The following is a 15,654-nucleotide window of genomic DNA, read 5'->3' on the forward strand; positions in this document are numbered from 1 at the left end:
ATGACAGACAATATATTAGCCGATATTTATGGCCGGGGTTGGGCTTTTCCGCCACAGTTTTTTATTAAAGATAATACGCATCCAGAAATACCCACCGGAGTCCAAATGGCGGCAGGTGCGGAAAATGTTCGCCAAAGCATGAAAATTCTTTTTCTCACTGAACCCGGCGAACGCATTATGCGTGAAGATTACGGTTGTGGTCTGAATGATTATCTGTTTGCCAATATTAATGATGCACTGATAGCAGAAATCCAAACTCGAATTGAAGAACGGGTACTGCGCTATGAACCGCGTGCGCAAATCACAATGATTCAGGTCAATCAAAGAACGGACTTACCCAATACCCTGCATGTTCAGGTGACTTACGCCCTGAGAGGCAGCGAAATCAACCAACAAATTGATGGCATCCTTGAGGTCAGCGAAGGCCAAGTGTGGGTGAACCTATGAGTAAACAACTGGTGGTGGATGGTGACAATCTGCTATTTGAACCGTTATTCGGCAACCGGCAAGTCACCCTTCTGGGACCGGCAACCATTAGAGGCAGCGGGCACGCCCAGATCCAAGGCAAAAAGATCGCCATTGTGGGTGACGAAAAAAAGGTCCAATTTCAAGCGCAATATATTACTCCGAGCCACCCAATACCCGGTATGGGAATGGTCACCATTGCTCAATTGGATGCCAGCCAACAGGCAAACTTTTGCCGCAGCCCCGCCACGGTGATGATTGTCGGTCAGCAATTTACTGCCCGTTTTACCCCGACACAACCGGCGAATAATCCATCGAGTGGCCCGGATGTGACAACGCCGAGTATGGGAAAAGGCCGTTTTATTGCCAGCCAATATGCGGTCAGTGCCGGGTAAATAACCTCTTCAACCCTATTTTTAAATAACCATGATTTACTGAAAAACTATCAAGAATATATTCAAATAACAGGTGGTATAAATATGGGACAGGCCGGGTTAGATAATAAACTCTCCGCTATCGTGCCAAATACTGCGTTTAAACTTGATGAAAGAAGTACGCTGGATATTTTAAACTGGCTTAAAAAATACGCCGCAATCATCCCTTTCGATCAAGATAAAAAACAGTTCTGGGACAGTTTTTACTTTATTCAGAAAAATAATCCTCAGCAATTAGCCAATATTTACCAACAGGCTAATCAAGCCAGTGGTCTTTTACCGCCACATCAAGCTTTTGTATTGGCTTTTTTAAAACTACTGGAAACAACCAAACGATTATTAAACACCTTTCCGGCACGACACCGTGATCTTTATTACCGGGAATTATTAGGTCTAAAACCTAAAAGCGCCCAGGCAGATAGTGTTGCCATCAACGTTGTTCTGAATACGGATAACGCAGAATTTCTGGCAGCACAAGGCACGCTGTTTGATGCCGGGCAAGATAGCGCCGGTAATTCGTTACAGTATGCGTCAGACGCGGATTTATTGGCGAATCAAGGGGCGCTGACCGACCTGCGTTGGTATCGGAAAGATGGCAACAATGGCTGGCAATCGGCAATACCTTTTAATCTTTCGAATAACATTGCATTACCTGAAAATGGTATCCGACTTTTTAGCCCAACAGCCAATGATGTGGCGGTGCTATCCGGTTATCTGATTACCTCATCTTTATTTGCTATGTCCGCCGGAGAACGCCATATCACATTGACGCTGGAAAACGATTGGGCAGGTCAAGCTGAACATCTCAGCGCCAAAATTAGTGCGGAAGATCACTGGTTATCGTTATCGGTAAAACTTATCGACAAAAAGAAGATTGAACTGGGATTATCATCCACGGCTGATCCTATCAGCCCGCCAGATAACCTTGATGGCATGACATTCGACGTGCCGGTATTAACATTAGGCACGACTCAGAAGCCCATATTGCCCAAAATTACCGGTATTGAAATCAATATTAACGGCAACCGTAGTGTGCGCTATGCCTCTGATGGCGGAACTGAACAAACAGATAAAACCAGTTTCCCTTTTGGTCAATTTCCCTCGTTGGGTTCCGGCTTTAATCTGGTTGCCCCTGAATGGTATGGCTCTGAAAACGCGACGCTTACCCTGACGCCGCAATGGGTTGGCTTGCCCACCAAGAGTTTTAAAGCGTGGTATAAAGGGTACACCCCTGAACCGGATAATAGCGCGTTTAAAGTCCAAGGCTATTTAGTCACGCCTCAGGAAAGAAAGAAGCTCACTGGCACCCCATCGTTATTTGGTGGAACCGATGCACCACAAGGACAAAACCTGAGTTTTACCTTACCGGCAATGGACTACTCCGTTACTGATAGCCCATCACCCAATGACTGGCCCGCGTCAGTGCGCTTAGAATTGGCTGAACAGGACTTTATGCACACCCAATACTGGCAAGATCCGACCAGTAAGAATTTACCCTACACCCCACAAATCAGTGCGTTGCAAATCACATTCAATGTTAACGCAAAAACTGAGCAATACACCGTTTATCCTCTTACTCCTTTTGGTTGGGGAAACGCGAACGCTGAAACACCTTCATTCGCTAATGACGCACTCTATTTGGGCTTCACCAACGTATTACCGGGACAAACCTTATCCCTATACTGGCAACTGGTCGGTGTTCAAGAACTTACGCTATTCTGGTCTTATCTGAATCAGGAAAATGTCTGGAGTCCATTAAATCAACTGGTTCATGATCAAACTCACAACCTGTTTGACCGGGGGATATGGAGTACGTTATTGCCACAGGATGCATCAAATCAGGCAACCTTAATGCCGTCAGGAAAATACTGGCTAAAAGCAGAGATCACTCAACAGACCGCCCCTGAAAATTACCCAAAAATGCAAGGCATACTGTATAACGCCACTACCGCGACATTAATCAACCCAGAAACCATTGAAAATGATCACTTTATTAATGGCTTGGTCGCCGACACTATTAAGCAGACAGTCAGTGCATCCGTCGCCATTAGCCGTGTGACGCAACCCTGGGCATCCTGGAACGGTCATCCGAAAGAAACAGAATCCGCTTTTCTTACGCGAATTCCGCCCCGGTTGTCCCATCGTAACCGCGCTTTAAGTTGGGATAATATCGTTACGCTACTGAAAGAGAATTTTATCACTATATTTGATGTCAAATACCCTTCCGCCAATGAGTTAACCAAAATCCCGGCACCGGAAACGCAACAACTGACTGTGATCCCTAACAGTCGTTACAAAGATAACGACGATGCGCTGCGTCCGATCCTGAATCCGGCCCGACTGGCGGAAATGGCCGACTGGATAAGCCAACTCAGCAGTCCTTGGACCACGCTCAAAATCGACAATCCCAAATACGTTGACGTGCTAATCAGCTATCAACTGGTATTTGTCGCAGGGGTTAATCCCGACTATGGCCGTCATCAGTTACAGCAGGAACTCAGCCGAAAATATATGCCGTGGGCAGAAGATAGCGCTATCGGCGTCACAACCGGTAATCGCATTGATTACTACCCGTTATTAGCCACCATTCAACAGTCACCTCTGGTTGAACGGGTCACCAACTTAACGTTGAAAAAATTACCCCAAACCGCAAAAGCAGTCGGTGACAGCGTAGAGGCCGCTGATAATGAAGTACTGATTTTAGTTTGGTCAAAAAAGAGTTCCGCTAATAAAGGAGCAGACAATGGATAATCAAGATGCCCTGTTTCCCATCGTTAAAGACGATATCGCCTTTGAAACCTTACTCACTCAAGCCAAGACGGTAGTTGAGCAACAGTCTGGGCAACTCTGGAGCAATACAGCAGAAAATGATCCCGGTATCACTTTATTAGAAGCCTGTTGTTACGGTGCATCTGATCTAGCCTATCGCCATTCGCTGCCACTGAGGGATCTCCTCACGCCTAAAAAAGAGGAACAGACACCGGATAATGGCATTTTTCCACAGGAATTCGGCCCGCAACAAATGCTGACCTGTGGCCCCATTACCGCGGAAGATTATCGCCGCGCCTTACTGGATTTGCATAGTAGCGATAACATTAACGACAAAAGCACGGGTTATTTTTTCTTTAACGATGTACAGCTAGTTCGTGAACCTGAAAGTGAACGTTATCAGTACTGGTATAACAAACAGAAACGTGAATACAGTTTCATTCAAACGCCAGACAGCCAACAGTTAACGCTGAGAGGCAATTACTGGCTTTATCTACTCCCTAGCCGGGAAACTGAGGCCGATAAGGTACTGGCACAGCAAAGTCTGGCGGCTTTCTTAAAAAACAACCGTAATCTAGGGGAATCCGTCAGTAAAATTATCTGGCTACAACCGACGGATTTCTTGTTGCAACTTGCTATTGAGCTGGATGATGATGTAAAAGATATTGCTGACATCTTCGCCAAAGTCTATATGACAACCACACAGACGGTACTGGCAAAACCGTTACGTTATACCACTCAGGCCATGAAAGAATTAGGCTACAGTAATGAAGAAATATTCGCGGGACCTTATTTACATCACGGCTGGATACCGGAATTACCGGCGGCCAAAGATTACACCAAGCCGACAGAATTAAAGCTCAGCCATTTGGCTAATCGCTTATTGGCTATCCCCGGAGTACAAAGTATTACCCGATTAGCATCAGGCAAACATGATGAAAATATTTCTCCGCTGGCGGACGATAATTGGTCCTGGACAATCGCTCAAAGATATTATCCCAGGCTATGGGGCAGTGATCCCTTAAGCTTAATGACTTCACCAGCAAGCCCGCTCATTATTACCGCCAAAGGTGGAGTAAAAGTCGCCGTATCTAAACAAGATATAGAGAGCAAAATTATTGCTGAGCCATTGATTGAGACACAGCCTGAATTATTAAACTGGGGCAAACATCGTAAAGTCTTGGACTATTATCCGATCAGCAATAAATTACCCGCCTGCTATGGATTACAGACCTACGCGGAAACTCAACAGCAAATACACTTGCACCAATTTATGTTGCCTTTTGAACAGATGCTGGCTAACGGCTGCGCCGAACTCGCTATTTTGCCGAAACTGTTAGCCTTTAAACAACGGGGAAATGCAGTATATGGTGCACAATGGCCTTTTAAAGCCAATACTGTTGGTCAGAAAATCCATCAGGAGATCATGCCCAATTTAATCAAACAACTAAATGATGATTCCCAAATTAATAATGATGACGGTATCCATCCGCAAAATTATGCAAAAGAATTATCAATCCTGAATGACTTATTGGAATATTTTGGCACTCATCGCGCAGCCAGACCACTCACTCTGGATTCATTGGACTTTCTCTCTACTCAGCGCGGTTATTTGGCTCAACAACCTGAATTGACCTACCAGCGTAATAATATTCGTATTGATAAAGTGTCAGCGCTGCAAAAACGGATTGCCGCCCGTATTGGCTTAGGTGGAGAGTGTTTTAAAGACAACCCCAACTTGGCTAATTTGCCTTTCTATCTGATTGAACATCGTCAGCTATTACCGGTAAAGCCTGACAAAAAATTCGATAGTGAGCAAAAGCCCGATAATCTGGAAATAAAAAGTGAGCCCAATGCTAAAAATCATCAATTAATCATTACCCAGAAAGGAGCAGCGGACCAATTATTGCACGGGCAGGTCATTAATCTGATTATTATTGAGGGCGACAGAAAATTCACATTACGGGGCCAAATGATCACCGATATTACAGGGGACGCCTTCTCTCTTAATACCCGTAATAGTACTGATCTAGAGCGTAATCTAGACCGCGTGAAAACCGCGTTTGAACAAGGTAATTTACGCTGGTGTAATAGCCCGGTATGGATGGAAGATATGGATTATCAACTGGTTTATGCCCGTGAGACATATCAAACAGGAACAGAAGATGAACGTTGGATCACCTCCAGCACCCAAAGTCCCTTCCCTACTATGATCGAAGTAAAGGATGAAGTCACCCTGAAATATGTTATTACCCCCGATGGACCACCGACAACAATATTAGCTAATAGTGATTCTCCTACCGATTATGAACTTAAAGCACAAGTCGTGGAATTTGATCGCATTAAAGGTCGGATATTAATTAAAAAAATATCGGGCCAACAATATAATTTTCCAAAACCAGAAGACGCATGGCGTTATCATTGGTACTTTTCCAATGAAAAATACGCGTTGGCTGACCGCTTTTCATTTATGGTCAGTGTGGTAATTAATCGTCAACTTATTGAGAATGATAAAGTCGATCCTTATAAACTGGAGGCGTGGGTAAAAACGGAGATCTTAGCCGAATTCCCGGCACATCTTTCCATGATTTTCCACTGGCTATCACCAGAACATTTCAAGAATTTTGCCAGTACTTATAAGCGTTGGCAAAACAATGCCACGCCTCTGGGTGATGAAGCGTATAATATTTTAGAAACGCTAACACTAGGGCGTTTACCTTCGGCAGCCACCGGTACAGGTAATATGCGAATCGCCACCGAACAACAACGAATAGAGGTCATTGGTGAGCATGGAGATCAATGGAATGAAAAGGTCATAGAAGATAATCAGTTATTATATGTACCGAAAATTCAAGCTAATATTCAATCTAAATAAAAATAGTCACAGAAATTAATATCGCACTATAAAAACAATCATCAATTTCATTACTAAATAAAATATCCTCCGATTACTCTCTTATGATCAAGCAATATTTACAGGATATTTAAAATAGAATAATTCAATATTATATATAAGGTCACTAAAATGGAAAAAAAACATAATCTGTCTACTTCGCAATCCAATACAGAAAATACCAATCCTGAATCAAAAGGACCTTCATCAGATGAATTAAAGAATCGTTTTAAAGCGGGAAGTATTCCCCTACAAACTGATTATTCAGACCTGATTGATATTGCTGATATCGGTCGCCGGGCAGTGGGCAAAGCACCGGATCAAACAGATAATCCAAATTCAGGACTGGAACTGGATAATAGCTCCGGGCTGAAAGTAAAAACTAACCCTACCGGCGGTATTTCTGTTGATTCGAGCGGCATAGCTGTTAAATGTTGGCCGAGCGGTGGTATCACAGTCACTGACGGTTCTGGTCTTTATTTAAAATTAACAGGGGGTAATTCCGGTAATGGTTGGAGTGGTGTAAGTGGATTGGGACTGGGTTCAGACGGTGTAAAAGTTAAGGCGGGTAATGGTATTAACGTTGATGGTAGTGGCGTTTCTGTAAAAGCTAAGGAGAATAATGGCATTAATGTTGATAGCAGTGGCGTCTCTGTAAAAGCTAAAGCTAACAGCGCTATTGCCGTTGATAACGAGGGGGTAGCTGTTAAATGTTGGGATAACGGTGGTATTACAGTCACTGACGGCTCTGGCCTTTATTTAAAATTAGCAGGGGGTAATTCCGGTAATAGTTGGAGTGGTGTAAGTGGATTAAGCCTAGGTTCAGACGGTGTAAAAGTTAAAGCAGGCAACGGTATTAACGTTGATAATAATGGTGTCGCTGTAAAAGCCAAAGATAAAACAATTAACGTTGATCCTACAGGGATATCCGTAAGACTTGGTTGGGGAATAAAAATAGGTGATGGATTAGATGTCAAGGCCGGCAATGGTATTACCGCTGATTGGAATGGTGTCTCTGTAAAATCCAAAGATAACACAATTAGCGTTGATCCCACAGGAATCTCTGTGAATCTTGGTTGGGGGGTAAAAGTTGGAGGAGGATTGGATGTTAAGGCCAGCAATGGAATTAATGTTGATAGTAATGGCGTCTCTGTAAAAGCTAAGGCTGGTAGTGGTATTAAAGTAGACAGTGATGGCGTAAGCATTGATATACAATCAATTGCATCAGCACTCGCTAATTTAATCATTCCACCAGGAACAATTGTGCCATTTTATGGCAATTATGATAGCCCTCCTTCTGGTTGGGTATGGTGTGATGGAAGTAATGGTACACCTGACTTAAATACTAATAGTGATAATTATGGCTCAACTGACCATATTAATTTAATTTCAGGCTCTATGGGTAAAAGTACTAATTATTGGCAGTTAGAATATGGAACACATGTAGCAGCAAATATATATTTCATGAGATACATTATGAAAAAATAAATTAGCTAATCATAGTGATATATTCTATATAAAACCTACTTCAAATTTATTACGTAAATTCACGACAGAGGAAATATTAATATGACTTTGGAGCCAAATCTATTAAACCGGATTAGCATTACTATCGAGGCTAATAATTCACAGGTAGCTAAAAAGGTATTGCATGGCTCCCTGCTTAATCAAACTGATATCAATAAGTTATTTAACACATTCTTTACTCAACATCCCATTAATCAGGATATCTATTTAGAAACATTAACTCTGGATCTTGGTGAAATAAATTTACATAATTTTAATTCAATATTCCCTGTAAGGCTTAATACTGCGTTAAATAAAGCATTAAGCCAATATCAAATTAATAATCAGGAGAAAAAAACATCCCTAAGACAATCAAAACCACAGGAAATAACCAACAAACCTTCTTTATTACATGTCAATAATTCAATTAATATTGAAGATTTCATTCATTATTTAAATCAAAAGAATTCCCCATTCAATTCAATAGAGATTAAAACTTATCATCAAAATATTGACATCAATATCCAACAATTAGTTAATCAATTAGCTGGAATAGAAGATAAATGGGTTTTGTTTTTAGCAAAAAACTGTTTATCTGAACCAAGTCTACAACGGTTATTAATGCTCAAACAACCCACTTTATTAAGCGCTATTAACCACAGACTATCCGAAAGGATAAACAGATCACAATATTTGGGGGAGCCTGTCTTCCCCGGACAATTGATACTCAATGCGTTGCAATATATACAGCTAAATCATACACAGGAGATACCTAAACTGGATGTGAAAGTGCTATCACATCTCATCACTGAATTAGATAGCGGTATACTTAATGCAGCATCTACTATTCCGTTATTTCGCCAAATTATCACTCACAATATTCCATTAAATAATTGGTTAAAACAGTTATGGCAAACTATTACTGTTGCAACATTCAGTAAAAAACACCTATCGGCTAAAGAATATCAATATTTATCTGAGCGTTTCATTTCAAATCATATGAATAAAGATATACTCAGTGAAAAATTAATTTTCACTAATCATGACAACGTTAACACTCAGGAAAATCAATATTTACCTGAGTGTTATTTTTCAAATCATACGGATAAAGATATACTCAGTAAGAAATCAATTATTACTAATCATGACAACATTAATACTCAGGAAGATCAATGTTTACCTGAGCATTTTATTTCAAATCATACGGATAAAGATATACTCGATAAAAAATTAATTGCTAAAAATCATGACAGCATCAATATTCAGGAAGAGCAATATTTACCTGAACATTTTATTTCAGACCATGCAGATAAAGATAAATCCAGCAAGAAATTAGCCGTAACTCATGTTGATATTAAAAATGTTCATAGATATAAATATTCAACAAATCAGGAGGTAATATCAGAAAACCAGAAAATATTACCAACATCGAATAACTTGCATATTACAGGAAATAACGCTAACCAATTACATAATATCAATAAAACACATTCAGAATACGCTTTATTGCCTAAACAAACTCTTCTATATCAGATAAATAATGCTGGAATATTAGTTTTATGGCCGATGCTACCCGCATTATTTAATCAATTTAGCCTACTTGATGATAAAATATTTATTCATCGTCAAGCACAATTTAGCGCGGTTAATTTCCTTAACTATCTGATTTGGGTAAACGAAGAAATACAGACAGAACTAAATATATTGAATAACGTTCTGTGCGGATTAATGGTTAACGAACCTATTGAATTAGCGCCTGTTGAACCAGAAAAACAATTGATTATAGATCAATGGCTAGATGCCATTATTAGCCAACTTCCCGGCTGGAAAAAATTAACCCGTAATGACGCTCGCCAACTGTTTTTACAACGACCGGGTGAATTGCTGATCAGTGATCAGGAAATCAAAATCACGGTACAACATCAGCCATTTGATGTGCTGTTAACCGATTGGCCGTGGCCATTAAATATCGCTAAGCTTCCCTGGCTGGATCGCCCTTTAAAGATTGACTGGAAAAATATTTAGAAGGCTTATATGGACTACCTACTGACAAATAACCCCTGTAGCGTGACAGAATTACACTGGATTTATCCCCATTTGGAACGTATCGATCTGCTATTACAGCAATATTATTATCAAAAGGGAGATCAGTACGATGCATTACCGGAAAGCTTTTTACTAACCGAAGAGGAAATAGAACAGTGTTTAATATCACCGCAAGGTATACCTCATTGGCTGGCTAAAACGAATAATCCTATTCTCCATCCAGAAATCGAGGCAAGCCCTGCTCTTGATGCATTATCATTATTAGTCGAACGTTTTAAACTGACTGAATTTGAACGTGACGTTTTATTATTAGGTCTATTACCCCATTTCGATGGCCGTTATCATGCATTATTTGCTACTCTAAATGGTAGCAGTAAAAAACAGTGGCCCAGCTTCGCTTTAGCCATTGAATTATTTAGCCAACGTCAAAGTGATCGGCAATTACTGCAAAACAGCTTTTTTCCGCAAACACCGTTAATCAGTAACCAATTATTACGGCTCAATAATCATGAAGAATCTATCTGGTTACAAACACAATATTTAACCCACAACGCGATCTGGCATTTTTTATCGGGACAACGAACCCTTTTACCGCCCCTAATAACCTGTGCTAATTGGCAAACGCCTGCTTCATATAATTGGTATCCTCTGCCCCTTTATCATTCACTGGAAAAGATATTGTTGAATGAAACTGATGAAATACGACCAATGGTGATATTCCGGGGAAAAGAAGGCAGCGCCAGAGAATTAGCAGTCAGTAATATTATGGCATCTCATGGCATTAATACCTTAACTGTTGATTTAGCCCTCCTGCCCGATGAAGAGAACACAACCCTAATATCCGGCCTGCTGGCGGATGCAATACGAGAAACCCGGCTACATAACGCTTGTCTATTAATTCGCAATTTTTCTTTACTTACAGAGGCAAAGAAAATATTACACCGCGATTTATCTATTTTGCTAAATCAGCCGAAATTACGTGTGGTTTGTCTGGTAGAACCGGGAGATGCATTAGTCTGGATTAAGCATCTGCCAATGGTGCAAATTAATATGCCCAGTGCAACATTGACCGATAAAGAAACCTTACTGAAAACAAGCTTATCGGAGAATATTGCTCAAAAAATTAATATTACTCGGCTATGTCAGCGCTTCTCTTTTACCGCGGAAACATTACCGCTTATTCTTGAAGAAGCTTATCAATATCAAATGATCCGGCAACCAGAAGGCCAACTGGAAGAAACTGATCTGCGTCAAGCATTAAGTTTTCGCGCCCAACAGAATTTCGGCAAACTGGCTCAACGAATTACTCCAAAGCGCAATTTTGACGATTTAGTGGTTTCAGACACATTAGCACAACAATTAAAAGAAATTATCTCAGCGATTAATTACCGTGACCAAATTCTGGGCGCCGGTTTTCAGGAAAAAATCAATTACGGTACCGGTATTAGCGCCCTATTTTACGGCGAATCGGGTACCGGCAAAACAATGGCTGCCGAGGTGATTGCCGGTTATCTTGGGGTTGATCTGATTAAAGTTGATCTCTCCACCGTAGTGAATAAATATATCGGTGAAACGGAAAAAAATATCTCTCGTATTTTCGATCTGGCCGAAGCGGATTCCGGGGTGCTGTTTTTCGATGAAGCCGATGCCCTATTTGGCAAACGCAGCGAAACCAAAGATGCTCAAGACAGGCACGCGAATATCGAAGTATCTTACTTATTACAACGACTGGAAAATTATCCGGGGCTGGTGATTTTAGCCACCAATAATCGCAGTCATTTAGATAGCGCGTTTAATCGCCGCTTTACCTTTATTACCCGTTTTACTTACCCTGATGAAGAGTTACGTAAAAAAATGTGGCAAGTCATTTGGCCGGAACAATTAACACTATCCAATGAAGTTGATTTTGCTCATCTGGCTAAACGTGCTGATTTAACCGGGGCTAATATCAGGAATATTGCTTTATTGTCATCAATATTATCAGCAGATGATAACTGTCAACAAATCGAAAATAAACATATCGATCGCGCCGTGATACTTGAATTAAATAAAACGGGTCGATTAGCGTTTTAAAAATAGAATAGGAATATAAACATGACAACCATCATTGCTTCTGACAACGCAATTATCGAAATTAATCAAGCATTAGATACTATTTTATCTCAATATTTAGACATTTCCGGTCAAAAAATTGATATTCGTTTTGATCTACCCGAAATTAACGCCATTCAATCGGAACCGACAGTCAGTGTATTTCTTTATGAGATACATGAAGATCTACAATTACGATCTGCCGAATCAAGACGTTATAATCCGGCAACTAACACATTATTACCTGGATGGGTCAATATCAATTGTAACTATTTAATCACCTACTGGGATGCCAGCAAGCCCTCTAGCGACAGCTCCAACCCAGACAGCCAACCCAATAATCAAGCTGCGCAAGTGATGACTCGAATTTTAAATGCATTAATCAACAACCGCCAATTAACCGGTATTCCCGGTGCTTATACCCGGGTTATTCCCCAACAGGAAAATTTAAATAGCTTAGGTAATTTTTGGCAAGCTCTGGGTAATCGCCCTCGCCTATCTTTACTCTATTCCATTACCGTACCGATGAAACTGCAAGATATTAAAGACAATATGACACCAATTAGCCAAATATCGACTTCTGTAGTTCAAAAACCCAGTCTGGATAATTCACAAATAAATCAGGTTCTGGCAGATAAATTATGTGCCGATTTAGGCGGTACAGAAGATATTCGCCTTGCCTTGGCTAAAGTGAATCTAATAACCGAACCTACAACAGATAATAACGATAATCAGGAAAATAAAAGTGTTATTCTTGAAGTCTCGGGCATTACCCGTTCAATCTATTTAGCTAAAATAAAAGATATTCTTTCTACATGGGTAAATAGCCAGAAAGCCGTAATTAAAGTAAATGGGATAGGTATTATTATCGCTAAAGAAAATTCTGATAGTTTAATTTCAATATAAAATCATTAATAAAGAGAAAATTATACAGATAATAGATCAAACTAATGACCAAGGATTTATAAATATGCCAAGATATTCTAATTCTCAGAGAATACTCACACAGAATAGTAAAAATAGCCGTAGAACATCTCCATCATCAATCCCTTCTGATGGACATCTTTCACTTTCAAATAATCTGACTAACGACTCCTCCGTTCGCCAAGAAGTTAAGAGACAATTTATCTGGGAAGGCCATATGGAGGCAATTGAAAAAGCATCCAGACTCGGTAACTTTGCTGTCAGTTTTCGGGCAGCGGGTGAGCCAACACTCAGAGCCTTAGGTAAAGGCGCCGCGGCCAAGGGGCATGATATTCTGGAAAAAACCATTAAACCCGGTTCAATTAACAAAGCTTATCCTAAAGATGAAGCTTCAGATGTCATAAAGCAAGTACAGGAGGCGGGTATTGAAGGCTATGTCGGTCACTGGAATAAAGAAACGGGGCGTCTCGAAGGTATTTATATGAGCAGCGGTCACGGTTTATCAGATGAACAGGTCAATGGGAAAATTTATCCCATAGATTTAAACAATCTCGAAACAAGTCTGGCTCCTTTGAAAGAAAAAAGGAACTGGACCGCGCTGCCTTTCACCGGTGATTATGATATGCATGACATGATTAGTTTCACCACTCAACCACATTCAGTACCATCCAATTCATCAGAAGAAAAGAAAATCATCGATCGCATTAACAAATATATTGCTAAATCTGATTCAAACCGGCCATTTGAAGATACAGAACATAATGTTATCAGGCATGGTCCTCAGGTAAGCTACCCTGCTTTTGCGATGGATGAAGAAAGAGAAGAGATAAAGAAACACGGGGGAATTGTCAAAGCGGTTGCTGAACCCGGCGAATTTCCGGTTGCTATCGTCAGTAAAGGGCAATGGACCATTGCCAATAATATCGATGAACTGAATCAGTTTTATAATAGTATTGGCGCAAAAATGAAAGCAAGCTGGAAACCGGGCGCTGGAAATCCCGGATTCGTTTCCAATCCACAAAAACCGGGCATGGCCAGATTTAATCGGAAATCTCATTAATAATACTGCAAGAAAGAATGACTAATCTGTATTAGCTCAGGCTTATTAATACCGCAGAATAGTGTTCTTTCTATATCTTTAAGAAGCTCGTTAATCTGCTTAATAAGCTTCTTATCATTCTGTTACCAGTAAAAAGGCAATTTGAAAGATAACAGGCATATTAATTTACCAGAAGAACGATAAACATAGAAATAAAAACAATCCACTTATCCCAATCAATAAAAATAACCCTATCAATTATCCCCGCCTTGCCATACTTGAAATTGAATAATCAGAGAAATAAACATCCATTAACAATCTCTGTTATTAATTGATATTGCTTATAAATATTTCATCGACAATAATTATTTCGCCCCACTAAAAGTTACTTAAATAATAAAAGAATAAATTTTCAAATGTAAATAATAAACAAAGGAAAAGTCATGGATATAACTTGCCATCTATAATAAAGTAGAAATCAATATAGCGCTACAAAAACACCAACTTAATTATTATAAAACATCTATCTTATTGCCATTTAATTACTCAGCAATATTTATAGTTATAGGATATTTAAAACTTGTATACAAGGTGATAAAAATGGGAAAAAAATATAACAGATCTACTTTAGAATCCAACACAGAGAATATCAATATTGAATCAACAGGACCTGTTAAAAATGAATTAAAAGATCATTGTAAAGAAGACAATACCCACATACCAACCGACTATGCCAACTTAATTGATGTTGCTAATATGGACTACCATGCAATTGGTAAATCATATGAGCTAAAACCGGGTGATGACTATACACAGGCAATAAAAATTAACCCTGATGGCGGCTTAAAAGCAGATAAAGACGGATTAAATGTAAAAGCGGGTAATGGTATTAAAGTAGACAGTAGCGGCATCAGTATTGATCCCAATAATGTACTGCCAAAAGGAATGATTATGATGTTCTCCGGTGAGAATGCTCCTACCGGCTGGGCTTTTTGTGATGGTAATAACGGAACACCAGATTTAAGAAGCCGTTTTGTTATGTGTGGTGAAACTCTTTCTGAGACAGGGCAAAGTAATAGTAAAGCTAATGGTAGTGGCATAGAAAAAAGCTTTTCTAAAAATACAACATCAACTGCGGTTTCAGTAAAAGTTACTGTGGAAAATACAATATTAACAGAATCACAAATACCTAGTCATAAACATATTGGAGGTATGACTTATTCGCATGGTCATGGAATGAAATATAGTTACTTTAGTGATACCAAAACCACATATCAAATAGATAGTTACTCTAAAAGTTCAATATGGCGTAAATCTTTAGTCACATATAGTCTTTATCCCTACACATCAAACACAGGCGGAGGACAAGGACATAATCACCCGGCAACAGCATCGTCCCCTTCACATAATCATAGCATTGATATCATTCCGCCTTATTATCTATTAGCTTTTATTATGAAACTTTAATTCCGTTGCACCAGAAAGAT

At 39.9% G+C, this 15,654-nt stretch carries 10 protein-coding genes and 1 pseudogene; 10 read left to right on the plus strand and 1 reads right to left on the minus strand.

Features of this window, described 5'->3' with window-relative positions; genetic code table 11:
* From CKY02_RS07185 to CKY02_RS07230, 9 genes are all read left to right on the plus strand, one after another.
* Nucleotides 1–447, plus strand: a complete 447-nt coding sequence (locus CKY02_RS07185; RefSeq protein ID WP_112894766.1) for a GPW/gp25 family protein — start codon at nucleotides 1–3, stop codon at nucleotides 445–447.
* Nucleotides 444–860: a hypothetical protein gene (locus CKY02_RS07190; protein ID WP_112894767.1), complete on the plus strand. Its 417-nt coding sequence runs from the start codon at nucleotides 444–446 to the stop codon at nucleotides 858–860. The genes CKY02_RS07185 and CKY02_RS07190 overlap by 4 nt, the downstream gene beginning before the upstream one ends.
* A gap of 84 nt (nucleotides 861–944) precedes the next feature.
* Nucleotides 945–3,650, plus strand: a complete 2,706-nt coding sequence (locus CKY02_RS07195; protein WP_112894768.1) for a baseplate J/gp47 family protein — start codon at nucleotides 945–947, stop codon at nucleotides 3,648–3,650.
* On the plus strand, nucleotides 3,643–6,543 hold the full coding sequence (locus tag CKY02_RS07200; RefSeq protein WP_112894769.1) for a hypothetical protein: 2,901 nt from the start codon (nucleotides 3,643–3,645) through the stop codon (nucleotides 6,541–6,543). Before CKY02_RS07195 ends, CKY02_RS07200 begins: the two co-directional genes overlap by 8 nt.
* A gap of 150 nt (nucleotides 6,544–6,693) precedes the next feature.
* Nucleotides 6,694–8,049 carry a tail fiber protein gene (locus tag CKY02_RS07205; RefSeq protein WP_112894770.1) on the plus strand — a complete coding sequence of 452 codons (1,356 nt, stop codon included), beginning with the start codon at nucleotides 6,694–6,696 and terminating at the stop codon, nucleotides 8,047–8,049.
* Nucleotides 8,050–8,130: 81 nt separating this feature from the next.
* On the plus strand, nucleotides 8,131–10,092 hold the full coding sequence (locus CKY02_RS25620; RefSeq protein WP_238399151.1) for a contractile injection system tape measure protein: 1,962 nt from the start codon (nucleotides 8,131–8,133) through the stop codon (nucleotides 10,090–10,092).
* Nucleotides 10,093–10,101: 9 nt separating this feature from the next.
* Nucleotides 10,102–12,186: an ATP-binding protein gene (locus tag CKY02_RS07220; protein WP_112894771.1), complete on the plus strand. Its 2,085-nt coding sequence runs from the start codon at nucleotides 10,102–10,104 to the stop codon at nucleotides 12,184–12,186.
* Nucleotides 12,187–12,207: 21 nt separating this feature from the next.
* The gene (locus CKY02_RS07225) at nucleotides 12,208–13,110 is read left to right on the plus strand and encodes a Pvc16 family protein (protein WP_112894772.1); all 903 of its coding nucleotides are present in this window, start codon (nucleotides 12,208–12,210) and stop codon (nucleotides 13,108–13,110) included.
* Nucleotides 13,111–13,174: 64 nt separating this feature from the next.
* Entirely contained in the window at nucleotides 13,175–14,188 is a 1,014-nt protein-coding gene (locus tag CKY02_RS07230) for an Insecticial toxin (protein WP_112894773.1), read from the plus strand.
* Here the strand turns inward: CKY02_RS07230 and CKY02_RS26665 are convergent.
* A pseudogene (locus CKY02_RS26665) lies at nucleotides 14,185–14,298 on the minus strand (hypothetical protein); the annotation flags it as partial. The gene CKY02_RS07230 and the pseudogene CKY02_RS26665 sit on opposite strands and share 4 nt — an antisense overlap.
* Before the next feature lie 469 nt (nucleotides 14,299–14,767).
* Here CKY02_RS26665 and CKY02_RS07240 point away from each other — a divergent pair.
* Nucleotides 14,768–15,634: a tail fiber protein gene (locus tag CKY02_RS07240; RefSeq protein ID WP_112894774.1), complete on the plus strand. Its 867-nt coding sequence runs from the start codon at nucleotides 14,768–14,770 to the stop codon at nucleotides 15,632–15,634.
* Nucleotides 15,635–15,654: the final 20 nt, after the last annotated feature.

The sequence above is a fragment of the Photorhabdus bodei genome (assembly GCF_003287735.1).
Lineage (GTDB): Bacteria > Pseudomonadota > Gammaproteobacteria > Enterobacterales > Enterobacteriaceae > Photorhabdus > Photorhabdus kayaii.

Excerpts from the sequence above, each read along its gene's own strand:
- CKY02_RS07225 (WP_112894772.1), top strand. The coding sequence starts at position 12,208 with ATGACAACCATCATTGCTTCTGACAACGCAATTATCGAAATTAATCAA.
- CKY02_RS25620 (WP_238399151.1), top strand. The coding sequence starts at position 8,131 with ATGACTTTGGAGCCAAATCTATTAAACCGGATTAGCATTACTATCGAG.
- CKY02_RS07230 (WP_112894773.1), top strand. The coding sequence starts at position 13,175 with ATGCCAAGATATTCTAATTCTCAGAGAATACTCACACAGAATAGTAAA.
- CKY02_RS07200 (WP_112894769.1), top strand. The coding sequence starts at position 3,643 with ATGGATAATCAAGATGCCCTGTTTCCCATCGTTAAAGACGATATCGCC.
- CKY02_RS07240 (WP_112894774.1), top strand. The coding sequence starts at position 14,768 with ATGGGAAAAAAATATAACAGATCTACTTTAGAATCCAACACAGAGAAT.
- CKY02_RS07190 (WP_112894767.1), top strand. The coding sequence starts at position 444 with ATGAGTAAACAACTGGTGGTGGATGGTGACAATCTGCTATTTGAACCG.
- CKY02_RS07220 (WP_112894771.1), top strand. The coding sequence starts at position 10,102 with ATGGACTACCTACTGACAAATAACCCCTGTAGCGTGACAGAATTACAC.
- CKY02_RS07185 (WP_112894766.1), top strand. The coding sequence starts at position 1 with ATGACAGACAATATATTAGCCGATATTTATGGCCGGGGTTGGGCTTTT.
- CKY02_RS07195 (WP_112894768.1), top strand. The coding sequence starts at position 945 with ATGGGACAGGCCGGGTTAGATAATAAACTCTCCGCTATCGTGCCAAAT.
- CKY02_RS07205 (WP_112894770.1), top strand. The coding sequence starts at position 6,694 with ATGGAAAAAAAACATAATCTGTCTACTTCGCAATCCAATACAGAAAAT.